This window comes from Streptomyces sp. NPDC104226 (assembly GCF_055584085.1).
The window spans coordinates 339,824-357,760 of record NZ_JBVJMS010000002.1; the positions used below are offsets into that span (position 1 = coordinate 339,824).

Below are 17,937 nucleotides of genomic sequence, written 5' to 3' on the forward strand. Positions count from 1 at the left end.
CCCGCTCACGCGTGCTCGGCCGGGTTGATCTGCGAGGTGTCGATCGCGGAGGGTGTGGTGCCCCACTTCTCCAGGATCCGCGCGTACGTGCCGTTCTTGATCAGCTCGTTGACGGCGGCCTGGAAGGCGGGGGTCAGCGGGGATCCCTTCTTGAAGGCGAAGCCGACGTCGAGGCGGTGGTACTCGCCGAGGAAGGTGGTCTGCGCGGCCGGTTGTGCGGCCTGGTGGCGCAGGCCGTTGATCGTCGACATGAGGACGTCGATCCGGCCCTGCTGGAGGGCCGTGGTGACGGCCCCGGGATCGGAGAAGACCTTGACCTCGTACGGCTTCTTGCCTGCGGCGGCGCAGACCTCCTTCTTCGCGGTGAGGGTCTTCTCGAAGGTGGTGCCGGCGCCGGTGCCGATGGTCAGTCCGCAGAGCCGGGTGAGGTCGGAGACCTGCCCGGTCAGGGTGGTGTTGCCCGTCTTGACGGCGAAGCCCTGGCCGTCGTTGATGTAGGTGACGAAGTCGACGGACTTCAGGCGTTCGGTGGTGACGCCGAAGTTGCCGGTGCCGACGTCGTACTTGCCGCTGCCGAGGGCGGGGAGGATCGTCTCGAAGGAGGCGTCCTGGCGTTCCAGCTTCAGGCCGAGGACCTTGGCGACCGCCGCGGCGATGTCGATGTCCTGGCCGGCGGGCGGCTTGTCCTGTCCGTCGGGGTAGTACGCCGACGGCGGGGATCCCACGGAGCCGCCGAGCCGCAGGCTGCCCGTCTTGCGGACCTCCGCGGGAAGCAGGGCCGCGATCGACTCCACGGCCCGTACGCCGGCGACCGGATCGTCGGCCGGCGCGGGTGAGGCGAGGGCGCCGGCCAACGGCGGGGATCCCTCCCCGGATCCGCAGGCCGTCAGGGCGGTCGCGAGGGGCAGGAGGGACAGGAGCACGAAGGCGGTGCGCAGGCGTCCGCGCGGTCCGCTCGGGTGGTGGCTCATCCGCGCACCGCCGTCAGGGTCTGGCGGGGCGAGCCGCTCTCGGGGCCGGTCCCGCTTGCGGTGTCCGGGGCGGCAGCCTCCCGAACGGCTGCTTCCCGGGCGGCTGCTTCCCGGGCGCTTTCCCGGGCGGCGTCCCGCTTCGCGACCTCCTCGCGGACGAGCGGGATCACGTACCGGCCGAAGTCGATGGCGTCGCCGAGCAGGTCGTAGCCGCGGGCCGACAGGATGTCCACGCCGAGGTCGTGGTAGTCCAGCAGTGCCCGGGCCACCGTCTCCGGGGTGCCGACCAGGGCGTTGGAGTTGCCGGCGCCGCCGGTGGCGGCGGCGGTCGGGGTCCACAGGGCCCGGTCGTAGCGCTCCCCCGCCTCGGCGATGGCGATCAGGCGCTGCGATCCGGTGTTCTGCGGCGCCGCGGCCTCCGTCACTCCGCCGCGGTGGCGCTGCACGGTCCCGGCCCGCCTGCGCTCGCGGATGGCGCCCACCGTGCGGTGGGCCTTCTCCCAGGCCAGCTCCTCGGTCGGGGCGATGATCGGGCGGAACGCGACCTGGATCCGGGGCGGTCGGGTACGGCCGGCGGCCCGCGCGGCTTCCCGTACCGCCTCGATCTGCTGCGCCGTCTGCTCCAGGGGCTCGCCCCACAGGCAGTAGACGTCCGCCTCCGCGCCGCCGGCCGCGTAGGCGGCGGGCGAGGAACCGCCGAACGAGACGTTCGGGCGCGGCTGCTGGACGGGGAAGACGTCGCTGACGAAGTCGTGGAAGCGGTAGTGCTCTCCCTCGTGGTCGAAGGCCTCGTGGGTGGTCCAGATCTTCTTGACGATGCGGATGTACTCGCGGGTGCGGGCGTAGCGCTCGTCCTTGCCGAGGACGTCGCCCTCCCGGCCCTGCTCGTGGTCGTTGCCGCCGGTGATGAAGTGCACGGCCAGTCGGCCGCCGCTGATCTGGTCGAGGGTGGCGAAGGTCTTGGCGGCGAAGGTGGGGTACGAGACGTTGGGCCGGTGGGCCAGCAGGATCTGCAGCCGGTCCAGCTTGGCCGCGATGTACGCGGCGGCCGGCGCGGGGTCCGGAGTGCCGGAGCCGTAGGCGAACAGCACCCGGTCCCAGCCGTGCTCCTCGTGCGCCCTGGCGAGGCGGAGCGTGTACTCCTTGTCGAAGGAGGCGCCGGACCGGGCGGTGGTTTCGGAGCCGTCGTTGGTGGCGGCTATGCCGAGGAACTCCACGGGCATGGGTGTGGCCTTTCGGAAGGTGCGGCGGATCGCCTCACCGCGGCGCCAACCAGCTTCGGCGCAGCGGTACATGAGGATTCGTCAGCCGCGAAGGAAGATGCACGGGGCAGCGGAGAACGCGTAAGTGCGGGCGTGGCGGCGTGCGAGCGTGACGACGCGGGGCGTCGGGATGAGGTGCGGTGCGGCGGCAGCGCGCGTCCGGTGCGCGGCGGCGTGAAGGCCTTGCGGCGGTCACGGACGGCACGGCGGTGGCGCGAAGGGAGATCTCGGCCCACGACGGGGTCACCGAGGGAGGGAAGGGCCGTTCAGGCAGCCCGCTGCCGCGTCAGGCGCAACAAGCCGCGGACCACACCCGACCGAAGTCGATGTAGTCGCGCGAGACCAGGCGCTGATGGGCGTTCATGCGACTACTTGAACAGTACGAACTGCCCCTCGTCAAGCAACGGCCCGAATGCCGGACGGTGCCGGACGGTCCCGACCCCCGCCGGTCCGGGCACCGTTGACACGGCCGTGCCGTCGCCGCATACGATCGGCGGCGGACCGGATCCGCCGTGCACGGAACCGGTCCGGCCGTGTTGAGGGACACGGCGAGCGTGACGACCGCACCCCTGTCCGGCGGCCCGGGCGTGCCCGCCCCGCCGCCGCCGGGCAGTCGTTGCCGCCCGCGATCCCTCCCACACCCGGAGCACCTCCATGAGCACCGCTTCCGATCTCTCCCGCCCGCCCCGCACACTCGATGCGCCCCACGCTGCACCCTCCGGCAAGGAGCCGCCGCCGATCGTGCCGCGGCGGCACGTCGGCCGGCAGGTGTCCGCTGCCGCCGCCCTGCTCGTCTTCGCGATGGTGCTGGCCTCCGTCGTCCGCAACGACGCGTTCCAATGGGGCCTGGTGGGGCGGTACTTCACCACCTCGGCCGTGCTCGACGGGCTGCTGCTGACCCTCTGGCTGACCGGCGTGGTGATGGTGCTGGGGTTCCTTTTCGGCACCGTCCTCGCCGTGATGCGACTGTCGGCCAATCCGGTGCTGCGCAGCCTGAGCTGGGGCTACGTGTGGATCTTCCGGTCCACACCGCTGCTGGTCCAGCTGCTGTTCTGGTTCAACATCGGCGCCCTGTACCCGACGCTCGGCCTGGGCATCCCCTACGGACCCCAGCTCTTCACCGTCTCGACGGTGAACCTGCTCGGCCCGACCCTCACCGCCGTCATCGGCCTGACCCTGCACGAGACCGCGTACGCCGCCGAGGTGGTCCGCGGCGGCATCCTCTCCGTGGACCCCGGCCAGACCGAGGCCGCGCAGGCGCTCGGGCTGAGCAGACGCCGCACGCTGTACCGGATCGTGGTTCCGCAGGCGATGCGCTCGATCGTGCCGACCGCCGGGAACATGCTCATCGGCACGCTCAAGGGCACCAGCATCGTCAGCGTGCTGGCCGTGCACGACCTGCTGTACTCGGTGCAGTTGGTCTACAACCAGACCTACCAGGTCATCCCGCTGCTGATGGTGGCCACCCTCTGGTACGTCGCCGTCACCACCGTGCTGAGTGCGGGCCAGTACTACGTCGAGCGGTACTACGCCCGCGGCAGCTCGCGGAGCCTTCCGCCCACCCCGCTGCGGCTGCTGCGCGTCCGGCTCGCCGGCCTGCGGGGCCGCCTGAACTCGGTGACCGCGCCCGGCGACCGCCGAGTTTGATTTCACGAACAGGCGTTGTGTGTACGGCGGATGAAATCGGAACACGATTTCACGCATTCCGATATCCAGGCCGTTGACACCCCTTCTCCGGGCTGCCTAGCTTACGCCGCAGATAAAGAGATATCGGCGGCCTCTCCTGTACTGCTTGACGGCTGCTTTTCGATTCTGCGCCTATTCGAAGCCGTGGAGTGTCCTTGACCGAATCACTGCTCCTCTCCGCGCCCGCCGGCCCTTCCGGGCCGCCCGGGCCGGCCGAGCGGGTCCTCCCGCTGCGCCGGCCCGGGCGGTGGGTCGCCGGCACCGTCGTCCTGGTGCTGGTCTCGCAGGCCGCCCACGGGCTGATCACCAATCCCTTCTACCAGTGGGACCGGTTCGCGTACTGGTTCGCCCGCCCGGTGATCCTGGACGGGCTGCTCATCACCCTCCAGGTGGCCGCGTACAGCGCGGTCCTCGGCCTGGCCGGCGGCATCCTGCTGGCCCTCGGCCGGCTCTCGGGCAGCCCGGTGCTGCGGTCGGTGAGCTGGACCTACATCTGGCTCCTGCGTTCCGTGCCGCTGATCGTCGTCCTGCTCTTCCTCTACAACCTCAGCGCCCTGTACCCCACCCTCAGCATCGGCATCCCGTTCGGCCCCGCCTTCCTGACCTTCGACGAGTCGCGGCTCGCCACCGACATGGCGGTCGCGGTGGTCGGACTGAGCCTGAGCGAGGCCGCGTACGCCGCCGAGATCGTCCGGGCCGGCGTGCTCTCCGTCGACCAGGGCCAGCACGAGGCGGCCGCGGCCCTGGGACTGCCGGGGCGCTACCAGTTCGCCCGGATCGTCTTCCCGCAGGCGCTGCGCTCCATCGTGCCGTCCTACGTCAACCAGCTGATCGGTCTGCTCAAGGCCACCTCGCTGGTCTTCTACGTATCGCTGCTCGACCTGTTCGGCTCGGTGCAGAGCCTGGCCAGCACCTATCCCGGCGACGTGGTCCCGCTGCTGCTGGTGGCGACCGTCTGGTACGTGATCCTCACCAGTCTGGTCTCCGTCGTGCAGTACTACGTCGAGCGGTACTACGCCCGTGGTGCGCTGCGCACCCCGGCGCCCACTCCCCTCCAGCGGGCCCGGGCGGGCCTGCACGACCTGCGGATCCGCTACCGGAAGGAGACGGCCCGATGACCGGGAGCACGAGTACCGCCACCGCCGTCACCGGCACCCCTGCCGTCGCCGCGCGGCCGGCCGCCATCGAGGTGCACGACGTGCACAAGTGGTTCGGCGGGCGGCGGGTCCTCGACGGGGTGAGCCTGACCGTCGCGCCCGGCACGGTCACCGTGATCCTGGGGCGCTCCGGATCCGGCAAGTCGACGCTGCTGCGGGTGCTCAACCACTTGGAGAAGCCCGAGGCCGGTCACGTCAGCATCGGCGGCGAGCTGATCGGCGTCCAGCGGCACGGGGGCCGGCTCAAGGAGCTGCGGGAACGGGCGATCCTCGCCCAGCGCGGCCGGATCGGCTTCGTCTTCCAGAACTTCAACCTCTTCCCGCACCTCACCGTGCTGGACAACGTCGCCGCCGCCCCGGTGGCCACCGGCAGGCTGTCCCGCCCCCAGGCCCAGGCACTGGCACAGGACCTGCTGAGCCGCGTCGGGCTCGGCGACCGCGGCGGGGCCTACCCGCGGCAGTTGTCCGGCGGGCAGCAGCAGCGGGTGGCCATCGCCCGGGCGCTCGCGCTGCGGCCGGGGGTCATCCTCTTCGACGAGCCCACCTCGGCACTCGACCCCGAGCTGGTCGGCGAGGTGCTCTCCGTGATCAAGGACCTGGCCACCGGGGGCACCACCCTCGTGATCGTGACCCACGAGATCGGCTTCGCCCGCGAGGTCGCCGACGAGGTCGTCTTCCTCCACGAGGGCCGCATCGTCGAACAGGGCCCGCCCGCACAGGTACTGGACCACCCCGCGCACCCGCGCACCCGGGAGTTCCTCAGCAAGGTGCTCTGACGACCCGGTCAGGCCCGCAGCCCTGCAAACGGCCCGGCCTCGGCCGGCCTTCCTCCGGCGTCCCTTGCTCCGGCGCTTCCTCCCTTCCACCGGCTCCCCTTCCTCCGGCTCCCCTTCCCTCACCCTCCGTTTCCCGGCCTTCCCCGTATCGCCGCACACCCGAAAGGCAACGCCATGCCCCGCCCGTCCCTCCTGCGCCACAGACTCGTCCGCGGCCTCGGCGCCACGACCGCCGCCGTCGCCCTCGCCGCCGGACTCACCGCGTGCGGCGGTGACGCGAAGGCCACCGGCACCGCACCGAGCTCGGACAAGGTGACCATCGGCGCCCTCTCCAACGGGGCCGCCCAGCAGGCCGAGCTGTCCGTCCCGGTCGTCGAGTCCCTGCGCGCACAGCTCCCGAAGGAGGTGCGCGACCGAGGTGAGCTGGTCATCGGCGTCGGCGCCCTGCCCGCGGGCTTCCCGCCCCTCGCCTTCGTCGGCACCGACCAGAAGACGCTCACCGGCTCGGAGCCCGACCTCGGCCGCCTCGTCGCCGCGACCCTGGGCCTGAAGCCCGTGGTGAAGAACTCCACGTGGGAGAACCTCTTCGTCGGCATCGACAGCGGCAAGGTCGACGTGGCCTTCTCCAACGTCACGGTCACCGAGGAACGCAAGAAGAAGTACGACTTCGCGTCCTACCGGCAGGACAACCTGGCCTTCGAAGCCCTGAAGGAGAACACCTGGGAGTTCGGCGGCGACTACCGCAACCTGGCGGGCAAGACCGTGTCGGTCAGCAAGGGGACCAACCAGGAGAAGATCCTCCTGGAGTGGCAGAAGAAGCTCCAGTCCGAGGGCAAGGACATCACGGTCAAGTACTTCCCCGACGCGAACAGCGTCTACCTGGCGCTGAGCGGCCGGAAGATCGACCTCAACTTCGGCCCGAACCCCTCGATCGCCTACCACATCACCCAGACCGCGAGCGGCAACGCCCCTACGCGCAACGCCGGTTCGTTCTCCGGCGCCGGTGAGACCCTCCAGGGGCTGATCGCAGCGACCGCGAAGAAGGGCAGCGGACTGGCCGAGCCCGTGGCCGGGGCCATCAGCCACCTGGCCGGGAGCGGAGGGTACGCGCAGCTCCTCACCGCGTGGAACCTCTCCAACGAGGCCGTTCCCACCTCGCAGGTGAACCCGCCCGGGCTGCCCGCGACCAACTCCTGATCCCGCGGCCGTCCCCGGCCACGGAAGGCATCCCACGGAAGGAGGGCTCCACCCCATGCCCGCCCCCATGCCCACCACCAGCCCCGGTCCCGCTCCCGGCCACGTGACCCCGGCGACCCCGGTAGCCACGCCGCCGCCGCACGTCCTCGACAATCCGGCCTGGGCCTCGCTGTCCGGCCCGCACGCAGCCTTCGCCGTGCGGGCCGGCGCCCACGCCGCCCGCTACGACCCGGACGTCGCCGTCTTCTCCGCGATCGCGGATCCGGCCGACGCCCGCTCCTGGGACGCGCTGGGCACCCTGGCCGGCCCCGGCGGGGTCGTCTCGCTCTCCGGCGTACTGACCCCGCCCCCCGGCTGGGAGACCGTCTGGTCGGGACAGGGGGTCCAGCTGGTCGACAGCTCGCTGCGCGCCGAGCCCGCCCCCGAGGCCGTGCGGCTCGGGCCGGCGGACGTGCCCGAGGTCCTGGAGCTCATCGAGCTGACGAAGCCGGGGCCCTTCCTGCCGCGCACCATCGAGCTGGGCGCGTACCTGGGCATCCGCCACCGGGGCCGGCTGGTGGCCATGGCCGGGGAGCGGCTGCGCCCGCCCGGCTGGACGGAGATCAGCGCGGTCTGCACCCATCCCGACTTCCGCGGCCGGGGCCTGGCCACCCGACTGGTCCGCGCCGTCGCGGCGGGTATCCGGGACCGGGGGGACGTACCGTTCCTCCACACGGCCGCCGAGAACACCCGGGCGGTCCGTCTCTACGAATCGATCGGCTTTTCCGTGCGCCACAGGCCCTTCTTCCTGGCCTTCCGAGCGCCGGGCGGCGCGGATGACGCGGCCGCCACACAGATGTGATCCTTCCGCATCAGAATTCACACTCCCGTCATTCCGCGCGCCTGATCCAGGGCCTGCCCCATTCGATAGGAGCGAGAATGAAATTCCTCGCCATCACCCTGATCACGGACGGGACGGACCCGGCGACGGGCGCCCCGGTCCCCACGCGCGAGCGCTTCCGGCAGGTGGTCTCCGCCGCCCTGCAGGCGGAGGAGCTCGGCTTCGACGGGTTCGGGGTCGGCGAGCGCCACGAGCGGCCGTTCCTGTCCTCCTCGCCGCCCGTGGTGCTCTCCCACATCGCGGCCCTGACCCGGAACATCCGGCTGTACACCGCCGTGACCACCCTGAGCCTGCTGGACCCGGTGCGGGCGTACGAGGACTACGCCACCCTCGACCATCTCAGCGACGGCCGACTCGAGTTGATGATCGGCAAGGGCAACGGCACCGCGCAGCGCGAGCTGTTCGACGTCACCCCCGAGGACCAGTGGGAGCGCAACTCCGAGGGCTACGAGCTGTTCCGGCGGATCTGGGACGAGGACAAGGTGACGGCCGCCCCTCGCTTCCGGCCCGCACTGACCGGCGCCGAGGTACTGCCGCGGCCGTACCAGAAGAGCCTGCGCGTGTGGCACGGCAGCGCCACCAGCCGGGAGTCCGTGGATCTCGCGGCGCGCTATGGCGATCCGCTCTTCTCCGCCAACGTCACGCACCCGATCGGCCCGTACGCCGCACTGATCCGCCACTACCGCGAGCGCTGGGAGCACTACGGACACGATCCGGCCCGCGCGGTCGTGGGCGCCGGCACGGCGGGCTTCCATACGGCGCCCACCTCGCAGGGGGCGGTGGCCGCGTACCGGCCGGCGTTCGCACGGTACCTCGCCGCCCACACGGCGCAGGGCGTGGATCCGGTGTTCGCGACCCTGGAGGACTTCGTCGAGCGCAGTTCGGCCCTGATCGGCAGCCCTGCGCAGGTGATCGAGAAAGTACACCGCTACCACGAGGAGTTCGGCCACACGGTCCTGCACCTCCAGGCCGAGCCGGGCGGCCTGACCGAAGCCCGGCACCGCGACTCCCTCGCACTGTTCCAGTCGGAGATCGCCCCGGTGCTGCGGCGCTCGATCCCGGATCCCGCCTTCGACTGAGGCGGCAAAGGGCGCCCAAGGCAGGGCAGTTGACAGCAGCACCCCCTTGCACCACCCTTTCACTACTTACCTAGTGAAAGGGTGGTGTTGTCGTGCTCGAGTACCGCATCGACCGGCGCAGCGGCATCGCCACGTACCTGCAGATCGTCCAGCAGACCAAACAGGCCCTGCGCCTGGGGCTGTTGGAGCCGGGCGACAAGCTGCCGACCGCGCGGGAGGTCGTCGAGGCGACCGCCATCAACCCGAACACCGTCCTCAAGGCCTACCGCGAGCTGGAGCGCGAGGGGCTCGTCGAGGCGAAGCGGGGGCTGGGCACCTTCATCCGCAAGTCCCTGGGCGGAGCCCCGGCGGAATCCCCGCTGCGCGCCGAACTCGCGGACTGGGCGCGGCGGGCCCGGGAGGGCGGGATGGAGCGGGACGACGCGGCCGCGCTCTTCTCGGCCGTACTGGAAGAGCACTTCAAGGGGGACGACAACGTATGACGCACACCGTGATCGAGGCGGAGGGCCTCGGCCTGCGCTACGGACGCCGGGGCAGGTGGGCACTGCGCGAGTGCTCCTTCCGGCTGCCGGAGGGCCGGGTCTGTGCACTCGTGGGACCCAACGGGGCTGGAAAGTCGAGCCTGTTGGCCATCGCGGCCGGCCTCGTGTCCGCGACGGAGGGCTACCTCCGCTCGGCGCCGCGCGAGGAGCTGGCGTTCGTGGCCCAGGACAAGCCGCTCTACCCGCAGCTCACCGTCGGCGAGACCCTGCGCATGGGCCGCGAGCTCAACCCCGGCCGCTGGGACGCTAGTACGGCGGAGCGGATCGTCGAGGCGGGGGACCTCGACCCGCGCGCGAAGGTCCGTACGCTCTCCGGCGGACAGCGCACCCGGGTCGCCCTCGCCCTCGCCCTGGGCAAGCGCCCGAGCCTGCTCCTCCTCGACGAACCCATGGCCGATCTCGACCCGCTCGCCCGGCACCGGCTCATGGGCGTGCTGATGGCCGACGCCGCCGAGAACGGCACCTCCGTGGTGATGTCCTCGCACATCCTCACCGAGCTGGAGGGCGCCTGCGACCACCTGCTGCTCGTCGACGGCGGCCGGATCCGTCTCTCCGGCCCCATCGACGAGGTCGGCGCGGCGCACGTGCTGCTCACCGGCCCGGCCGCCGCCCGTGAGGAACTCTCCGCGCACACCGTCGTCGAGGCCCGCACGACGGGCCGGCAGCTCACGGCGCTCGTGCGGCCCCGGGGCGCCGTCGACAGCGGCACCTGGCAGACGACCCGCCCGTCCCTGGAGGAACTCTTGCTCGCCCATCTGCGCACGCCCGAAGCCCCGGCCTTCACTGTCGACGCCGTCGCCGGTACCGGCACGGAGGAGGTCCCGGCATGAGCACCCTGACGCTGAAGGGGCCGTACTGGGTCACGGTCCGCCAGCACCGGTGGGTGCTGTGGGCGGTGCCCGCACTGGTGGCCTCGGCCCTCGTCGCGGTGCTCGCGCTGCGCGCCTGGAGCGCAGAACCGGTATCCGACCAGGGTCTCCGGACGAGCGCCTTTTTCGAGCGGCAATGGCTCGCGTTCCTCATGGAGTACGCGGGCAACGCCCTCCTGTTCGGCCCCCTTCTGGTCGGAGCCTTCGTCGCCGGCCCGATGGTCGCCCGCGAACTGGAGAGTGGGACCTGGCGGCTCGCCCTCACCCAGTCGACGACGGCGAAGTCCTGGCTCGGCTCGAAGGTTGTCGTGGCAGCCACGGTCTCGGCATTCGGTTCGCTCGCCCTGATCGGGATCTACCGCCTCGGCTGGGCGCCGGTCAGGGACTCGTGGCAGCTCGGCTGGGCCGACCGGGGGCCGTACGAGGCGGGCGGCCCGGTGCTCGTCGCCTACTGTCTGCTCGGCGTGGCCGTGGGCACACTCGTCGGGCAGCTGGTCCGGCGAACCCTGGTCGCCATGGCGGTCACCGGTGTCCTCACGGGCATCGTGCTGCTGATCATGGGAGCGCTGCGCTGGTCCTTCCTGCCCGTGGTGACGAACACCGCGCCGTTCCCGTCGGACAGGACGCCGCGGCTGCCGCTCGACGCGCTGATGATGGACACCGGGTTCCTCACCACCACCGGCGAGCGCCTCTCGGAGAGCATCTGCTTCGAGCGGACGCAGCGGCTGGACTCCTGCCCCGCCGACCTGAAGATCACCGCGCAGTACGTGGACTTCCACCCCGTCTCCCACTACTGGCCGACCCAGCTCATCGAGACCTCCGTCCTCCTCGTGCTGGCCGCGGCAGCCCTCTACGCCGCCTTCCGCCTGGTGCACGCGCGGCACCCCTGAGGCTCCCGCGCGGGCCGGACGTCCCGTCGGTTCCGGGCCGAAGGCCCTGGCCGGCCGGGACGTCCGCATCTCCGATCAAGACCATCGCCGCTGGTCAGCGCCGTGACACATGCTGTCCACTGGGAGGAGGTCAGCGAGTCAGGAGTACGCCGTGTCCGAAGAGAAGAGGGGTTTCTGCACCCTCTGCAAGTCGCGCTGCGGCGCGATCTTCACCATCGAGGACGGCCGCCTGACCGGCGTGCGGCCGGATCCCGACCATCCGACCGGCACGGCGATGTGCCCCAAGGGCCGCTCCGCCCCCGAGATCGCGCACAGCACCCGGCGGCTGACCACCCCGCTGCGCCGGACCAACCCCAAGTCCGACCCGGACCCGGGCTGGGTGCCCGTCTCCTGGGACGAGGCGATGGCGGAGATAGCCGAGAAGATCGGGACGATCGCCGCCGAGACCGGCCCAGAATCGGTGGCCTTCGCGGTGGCCACCCCTTCGGGGACCATGGTCTCGGACGCCACTGAGTGGATCGAGCGCTTCGTACGCCGCTTCGGCAGCCCGAACACCGTGTACAGCGCGGAGATCTGCAACTGGCACAAGGACTTCGCGCACGCCTTCACCTTCGGCTCCCCGATCCCGCCGCCCGACTACGCGAACGCCGGCCTCGCCCTGCTGTGGGGCTTCAATCCGGCCAAGACCTGGCTCGCCCAGTCCGCCGCCCTCTCGGCCGCGCAGGCGACCGGTACGAAGCTCGCCGTGGTGGACCCGCGCCGCTCCACCAGCGCACTGCGGGCCGACCACTGGCTGCGGGTGCGGCCCGGCACCGACGCCGCGCTCGCCCTGGGCCTGGCCCACCTGCTCATCGCCGAAGAGGGCTACGACGCGGCCTTCGTCCGCGCCTGGACCAACGCCCCGCTCCTCGTCCGCGCCGACACCGGACGGTTCCTGCGCGCGGACGAGCTCCCCGGCACGGCTGCGGCCGCCGCCCCCTCCGGCTTCGCCGTCTTCGACGAGGAGACCGGCCGCGCCGAGGCGTACGACACCGCGGGCGCCGCCGAGCGCCCGGAGCGCTTCGCGCTGCGCGGCACCCGCCCGATCACCCTCCGCGACGGCTCGGTCGTCCCCTGCGCGCCCGCCTTCGAGCGGTACGCGGACGCCTGCGCGGCCTGGCCGCCGGCCCGGGTCGCGGCCACCACGTGGATCCCGGAGCGGGAGATCCGCGCCCTCGCCGCGGAGATCGCCGCCGCCCCGTCGGTCACCTACTACGGGTGGACCGGAGTGGGGCAGAGCGCGAACGCCACGCAGACCGAGCGGGCCCTGGCCACCCTCTACGCACTGACCGGTTCCTACGACGCCCCGGGCGGCAACCACGTCGCCCCTCCCCCGCCCTACAACCCGGCCACGTCGGTCGCCCAGTTCGATCCCGGGCAGCGTGCCAAGGCGCTCGGCCTCGACAAGCACCCGCTGGGCCCGCCCGCCTCCGGCTACGTCAACTCCGGCGATCTGTGCACGGCCATCGAGTCCGGCCGCCCCTACCCGGTCCGCGCGCTCATCGGCTTCGGGTCCAACCTCGTCGTCTCCCAGCCCGACTCCGACCGCACCGCGCGGGCGCTGGGCGGACTCGACTTCCAGGTCCACCTCGACCTCTTCCACAACCCGACCAGCGCGAGCGCCGACATCGTCCTGCCGGTCAACAGCTCCTACGAGCACGAGGCCCTGCGGTTCGGCTTCGAAGTCAGCCACCGGGCACAGGAACAGGTCCAGCTCCGGCCCCGGATGGTCGAGCCGCAGGGCGAGTCCCGCAGCGACACGGAGTTCGTCTTCGACCTCGCCTGCCGGCTGGGCATGGGCGGGGAGTTCTTCGACGGGGACATCGAGGCCGCCTGGAACTGGCAGCTCGAACCCCTCGGCCTGACCGTGGAGGAGCTGCGCCGGCGGCCGGGCGGCGTCCGGGTGCCCCGCGAGGAGTCCTACCGCAGGTACGCGGCCCCCGTGGCGGCCGACGGCGACTCCGTGACCGGCTTCGCCACGCCCACCCGGCGCGTCGAGCTGTACTCCGAGCGGCTGCTGGAGCACGGATACCCGGCGGTGCCCGAGCACCACGACCCCGCTCCCACGGACGCCGCGTACCCGCTCGTACTGACCTGCGCCAAGCACGGGTACTTCGTCCACAGCCAGCAGCGGTCCCTGACCTCGCTGCGCCGCCGGGCCACCGACCCCTCGGTGGACCTGCACCCGCGGACCGCCGCCGCCCACGGCATCGGCGAGGGCCAGTGGCTGGAGCTCGCCACCCGCCGCGGCTCCATCCGGCTGCGCGCCCGCTTCGACGACTCCCTGCACCCCTCCGTGGTCGTCGGCGAGTACGGCTGGTGGCAGGACGCCACCGACCTCGCCCTCCCCGGCACCGACCCGACCTCGTCCACGGGCAGCAACTTCAACCGGCTCGTCGACCACGCCGAGACCGACCCGCTCAGCGGTTCCGTGCCGATGCGGGCGGCCGCCTGCCGGATCGGCCCGGTTCCCGGCGACGGCGCCTGGCTCGGGACCCGTCCCTTCACCGTCACGGCCCTCACCGAGGTGAGCCCCGGCATCCGCGGCCTGCGGCTGACCCCCGAGGACGGCGGAGCCCTCCCCGACTACCGGCCCGGCCAGCACCTGACCGTGCGCGCCGAGCACCCGGACGGCACCCTCCAGGACCCCGCGGACGGCCGGAGCTACTCCCTCACCGGACCGGCCCTCGCGAGCGGCCGCACCGAGTACGGACTCGCCGTGCGCCACATCCCCGGCGGAGCCTTCTCCACCCGGGTCCACGAGGAGCTCAGGGTCGGCGACCGGCTCCACCTGGCGAGCCCGGGAGGCGTGTTCGCCCTCCCGACGCACACCGGCCACCCGGTCGTGCTGCTGGCCGGCGGGATCGGGATCACCCCGTTCCTGAGCTACCTCGAAACCCTCGCGGCCACCGGCGGCACGGTCCCCGAGGTGGTCCTGCACTACGGGAACACCAACGGCGCGGACCATCCCTTCCGGGACCGGCTGCGCGAACTGGCCTCCCGCGTACCGGCGCTCACGGTCGTCGACCACTACGCCGCTCCGGGTCCGCAGGACGCCCCCGGCCGCGACTACGACCGCACCGGCTTCATCACCGTCGACGACATCGACCCCGGCCTCATCGCCCGCCGGGCCCGCTTCTACCTGTGCGGGCCGCAGCCCATGCTCGACGCCCTCACCGGCGCACTGATCGCGCGCGGTGTCCCGCGCTTCGAGGTGTTCAGCGAGAAGTTCCGCCCGGCCCGGCGGGAGGTGACCGTACCGGACGACGCCGAGTACACCGTCACCTTCGCCCGGTCCGGACGCAGCGCCGTCTGGCGCAAGAACGACGGCCCGCTCCTGGCCCTCGGTGAGGCGGCCGGGGTGGCCATGCCGAGCGGGTGCCGGGTCGGGCAGTGCGAGAGCTGTGCCTGCGGCGTGCTCGAGGGCACGGCCGCGCACCTGGTCACCCCCTCGGAGGACCTGCCCGACACCGACGTCCTGACCTGCCAGTCCCTGCCGACCTCGGACCTGGTGCTCGACGTCTGAGCGCCCCCGGTCCGAAGGCGCTCCCGTCGTCTCCCTGGCCTACTCCGTCGCTTCCTTCTCCTCCAGCCCCTCCAGGCTGTCCATGAAGGAGGAGACGGAGAACACCGCGCGCCCGGGGCCGGCCGGACCGTAGCCGGGCGGGGAGCTCAGTCCGAACTCCTCCAGGGTCGCCCGGTAGGTCTCCAGCAGCCGGACGTGGTACTCCAGCGGCGCGCCCAGCGGGTTGGCCTTGCCCAGCGGGGTCGTCGGCTCCGGGCACCAGGTGGTGAAGCGCGGGACGACACCGTGCGACATGAAGAACCGCAGGCCCTCCTGGGTGGACGCGATGGCCTCGCTCACCTTGGTGAAGCCGAAGGGCTCGGCCATCTCGATGCCCGCCACGAAGTTCGGGATCACGTTGCGCGGGCCGAACACCTCCGTGGAGTCCAGGATCCTGCGGTGCCATTCGTCGCGGCCGACGTAGCGCTCCTTGCCCGGGCAGTGGAGCTTGAACAGGTACTCGTCCCACACCTCGAAGTTGGGGTGGTAGATCTTGACCCCGTGGTCGTGGAAGCGCTGCACGGCGTCGCGGGGCAGGGCCTGCGCGACGACCTTGCCGGTCCAGCGGCCGGGGAAGCGCTCTTCGATGGCCTTGGCGTACTGGCCGTAGAAGTCCGCCTCGTCGCGGCCGCCTACCTGGGAGGTGATCGAGCCGCCCGTGAGGGTGTAGGCCCGGGAGATGCCCGCCGTGTCGTACCGGTCGATGATCTCCAGCGCCTCCAGTACCTCCTCGACCGGCTTCACCCCGGTGTAGGGGCGGCCCGCCGCCTTGTGCTGGCGCCAGTTGTGGTTGATGTCGCAGAACTGGCACTCCTCCTTCGCGCCGAAGTACTGGCACACGCGGAAGACGGTCAGGTAGATGAGGTAGCCCCACTGGATGGTCGGCGCGACCTCCATCACCGACTTGCCGTTCGACAGCTTGTGCTTGTAGTACTCCGGCATCGGCGGCAGGCCGACGTCCGCGATCCGTACACCGTCCAGGTACAGGCCGAGCGCGCCGTCCTCCCCGCCGCGCACCACGTACGGGGAGTCCGGGTTGACCCGTACCGAGACCACGGTGCGGCGCAGCTCGTACGGGCCGCCCGTGAGCACGATCTCCTCGGGGGGCCGGTTCAGCGCGGCGGCGCCGAGCTCCGGAAGGGTGCGGTGGTCGAAGGAGAAGATGAAGTACGACTTCGGCTTGACGTCGCCCGAAGCCCCGTCGGCGCCTCCGCTGAGCGCGGACTCGTCGAAGGCCATGCCGCCCCGCAGGAGGTCTTCCTTGATCACGGCTTCCCGGGGCACGTGCGGGAAGCGCCCCATCAGGTCCTCGATCAGCGCGGTACGGCTGGGACTCTCCATCTGCGGCTCCATTCCAGGCTCGTGCCGGTCCGCGGCGGTCCGCCCCTTCGGCGTCCCGCGCGGCGCGGCGGTGACCTCACTCTATTGACATCCTCCATGCCTCGGAGAAGGAGGGCTCCCACGGCTCGCTCACCCGGCTCCGTGGGCGTGGGCGTGGGTGTGGTCGGGGGCCGAGTCCAGGGCGCCGCCGAGGCGGGACCGGGCCGGGGCCAGGGCCTCCGCCGAGGGAGCCGTGATGATCCAGCGGTCGCCGACGAGGTACGTGCCGCCGTACTGCCGTGACTCCGACAGCCACGCGGCACGGCCCTCCTCCGTACCGAAGGTGGCGAGTCTGAAGGCCTGCGCGCCCACCGCGCAGGCGCCCTCGCGCACCTCCTGCGCGTCGACGGTCACCTCGGGGCTGCAGCCCAGGGCGGCCGCGATCCGGTCCAGCGTCTCGGGAGCGGGGGGCGGGGATGCGGCTCGGTCCCCTCCCCCGGTGCCCGGAGCGCCCGGAGTGCCCGGAGCGCCCGCGCAGCCCGCGCAGAGGAGGGCGGCGAGCAGGGCGATCGCGCGCGGGGCCCGGGGCGTGCGGCGCGCTTCCTTTCCCCGGCCGGGGGGCGGCACGGCCGGTCAACCCTTCGCCGGGATCTTCTTGCCCGCGTCGTTCACCGCGAACCAGAGGCCCTGGACGCCGTGGCCGTTGGTCTGGCCCGGTGCGGTGTCTCCGGTGAAGGTGTAGACCGGCCAGCAGTCGATCGTCAATTGGCGTGTTCCGTCGGGACGCTCCGCGGATCCGACCAGCCCGGCGGAAATTCCGGCGGCCTTTTCCGCTTCCACGGGTGCGGCGGGTTTCCACGTGTTCAAGCAGGCGTCGAGGCATGCGAATTTCATCGGCCAGGCACTGTCCTTTCCGAACCGGTAGAGGGTGCGTCCCTGGCCGTCCACCAAGAGCTTTCCGAGTTTCGGGTCGGTCACGGCGGAGAGCGGCGCGGATTCCTTTCCGGGTTCCGCCGCCTTTCCGGAGTCGGCCGCCTTTCCGCCGTCCACGGCCTTGCCGCCGTCCGCCGCCAGCGCGTGCCAGGTCCCGCCGACGCCCTCGCCCTTCGCCTCGCCCGGCAGGGTGTCCTTCGCGTAGCGGTACACGGGCCACCCCGCGAGCGTGAGCTGGCGGGTGCCGTCGGGCCGCTCGACCGAGCCGAGCAGCCCGGCGTCCACGCCGGCCGGGGCCTGGGCCCCGTCGGCCGGCACCGCGGGCCAGAGCGTGGCGCAGGAGTCCGCGCAGTTCGAGCGGGGCGGCTGGGCGGTGTCCTTGTCGAAGCGGTAGAGCGTCGCTCCCGCCCCGTCCGTGACCACCCTGCCGACCTCGGGGATCTCCCGGACGGACAGCTTGCCGGCCGGGCTCGGCTCCTCCGCCGCATCGGCATCGGCTTCGGCATCGATGTCCGCCTCGGCATCCGCGTCCGCTCCCGCCCCGGAGCCGTACCCCTCGCCGCTGCTCCCGCCGTCCCCGCCGCCGTGGCCCACCGCCCGTTCCGCTGCCGCGGCCCGGACGGTCACCGTGCGCACGTCGTCACCACCGCTGCCGCATCCCGACGCGAGCAGAAGTACCGTCAGCACCGATCCGGCGGCGGCCGTGGTCGCCCGGTTCCTGTTGCCCATGGTTCTCTCCTTCGATTTCCGTCCGGCGTGCTTCCGTCTGGA

Annotated in this window: 15 protein-coding genes; 10 read left to right on the top strand and 5 right to left on the bottom strand. The window is 72.1% G+C overall.

Going from position 1 to position 17,937, the window contains the following annotated elements; translation table 11 throughout:
* Positions 1-5: 5 nt before the first annotated feature.
* A complete protein-coding gene (locus tag ACZ60J_RS06870; RefSeq protein ID WP_469679384.1) occupies positions 6-971 on the bottom strand; it encodes an ABC transporter substrate-binding protein in 966 nt (321 codons plus the stop codon).
* Positions 968-2,194, bottom strand: coding sequence for an LLM class flavin-dependent oxidoreductase (locus tag ACZ60J_RS06875; RefSeq protein WP_469679385.1), 1,227 nt, complete (start codon positions 2,192-2,194; stop codon positions 968-970). Before ACZ60J_RS06875 ends, ACZ60J_RS06870 begins: the two co-directional genes overlap by 4 nt.
* Before the next feature lie 693 nt (positions 2,195-2,887).
* On the opposite strand from ACZ60J_RS06875, the gene ACZ60J_RS06880 reads away from it, so the two are divergent.
* From ACZ60J_RS06880 to ACZ60J_RS06925, 10 genes are all read left to right on the top strand, one after another.
* Positions 2,888-3,880 (top strand): amino acid ABC transporter permease, encoded by a 993-nt coding sequence (locus tag ACZ60J_RS06880; protein WP_469679386.1) that lies wholly within the window; start codon positions 2,888-2,890, stop codon positions 3,878-3,880.
* Between the two features lie 194 nt (positions 3,881-4,074).
* Entirely contained in the window at positions 4,075-5,037 is a 963-nt protein-coding gene (locus ACZ60J_RS06885) for an amino acid ABC transporter permease (RefSeq protein ID WP_469679387.1), read from the top strand.
* Positions 5,034-5,852 (top strand): amino acid ABC transporter ATP-binding protein, encoded by an 819-nt coding sequence (locus tag ACZ60J_RS06890; protein ID WP_469679388.1) that lies wholly within the window; start codon positions 5,034-5,036, stop codon positions 5,850-5,852. Before ACZ60J_RS06885 ends, ACZ60J_RS06890 begins: the two co-directional genes overlap by 4 nt.
* A 174-nt stretch (positions 5,853-6,026) precedes the next feature.
* Positions 6,027-7,049 carry a transporter substrate-binding domain-containing protein gene (locus ACZ60J_RS06895; RefSeq protein WP_469679389.1) on the top strand — a complete coding sequence of 341 codons (1,023 nt, stop codon included), beginning with the start codon at positions 6,027-6,029 and terminating at the stop codon, positions 7,047-7,049.
* Positions 7,050-7,104: 55 nt separating this feature from the next.
* Complete coding sequence (locus ACZ60J_RS06900) at positions 7,105-7,890, top strand: GNAT family N-acetyltransferase (RefSeq protein WP_469679390.1); 786 nt, start codon at positions 7,105-7,107, stop codon at positions 7,888-7,890.
* A gap of 77 nt (positions 7,891-7,967) precedes the next feature.
* A complete protein-coding gene (locus ACZ60J_RS06905; protein WP_469679391.1) occupies positions 7,968-9,008 on the top strand; it encodes an LLM class flavin-dependent oxidoreductase in 1,041 nt (346 codons plus the stop codon).
* 92 nt (positions 9,009-9,100) lie between these two features.
* The gene (locus ACZ60J_RS06910; protein ID WP_469679392.1) at positions 9,101-9,490 is read left to right on the top strand and encodes a GntR family transcriptional regulator; all 390 of its coding nucleotides are present in this window, start codon (positions 9,101-9,103) and stop codon (positions 9,488-9,490) included.
* Entirely contained in the window at positions 9,487-10,380 is an 894-nt protein-coding gene (locus tag ACZ60J_RS06915) for an ABC transporter ATP-binding protein (RefSeq protein ID WP_469679393.1), read from the top strand. Before ACZ60J_RS06910 ends, ACZ60J_RS06915 begins: the two co-directional genes overlap by 4 nt.
* Positions 10,377-11,309 (top strand): ABC transporter permease, encoded by a 933-nt coding sequence (locus tag ACZ60J_RS06920; RefSeq protein WP_469679394.1) that lies wholly within the window; start codon positions 10,377-10,379, stop codon positions 11,307-11,309. The genes ACZ60J_RS06915 and ACZ60J_RS06920 overlap by 4 nt, the downstream gene beginning before the upstream one ends.
* Before the next feature lie 151 nt (positions 11,310-11,460).
* The gene (locus tag ACZ60J_RS06925; protein WP_469679395.1) at positions 11,461-14,874 is read left to right on the top strand and encodes a molybdopterin-dependent oxidoreductase; all 3,414 of its coding nucleotides are present in this window, start codon (positions 11,461-11,463) and stop codon (positions 14,872-14,874) included.
* Between the two features lie 39 nt (positions 14,875-14,913).
* Here the strand turns inward: ACZ60J_RS06925 and ACZ60J_RS06930 are convergent, their stop codons facing one another.
* The 3 genes from ACZ60J_RS06930 to ACZ60J_RS06940 all read right to left on the bottom strand — a co-directional run bounded on the left by ACZ60J_RS06930 (position 14,914) and on the right by ACZ60J_RS06940 (position 17,895).
* Positions 14,914-16,254 (bottom strand): radical SAM protein, encoded by a 1,341-nt coding sequence (locus ACZ60J_RS06930; RefSeq protein ID WP_469679396.1) that lies wholly within the window; start codon positions 16,252-16,254, stop codon positions 14,914-14,916.
* Positions 16,255-16,383: 129 nt separating this feature from the next.
* A complete protein-coding gene (locus ACZ60J_RS06935; RefSeq protein WP_469679397.1) occupies positions 16,384-16,860 on the bottom strand; it encodes a hypothetical protein in 477 nt (158 codons plus the stop codon).
* A 6-nt stretch (positions 16,861-16,866) separates the two neighbouring features.
* On the bottom strand, positions 16,867-17,895 hold the full coding sequence (locus ACZ60J_RS06940) for an SCO0930 family lipoprotein (RefSeq protein WP_469679398.1): 1,029 nt from the start codon (positions 17,893-17,895) through the stop codon (positions 16,867-16,869).
* Positions 17,896-17,937 lie beyond the last annotated feature (42 nt).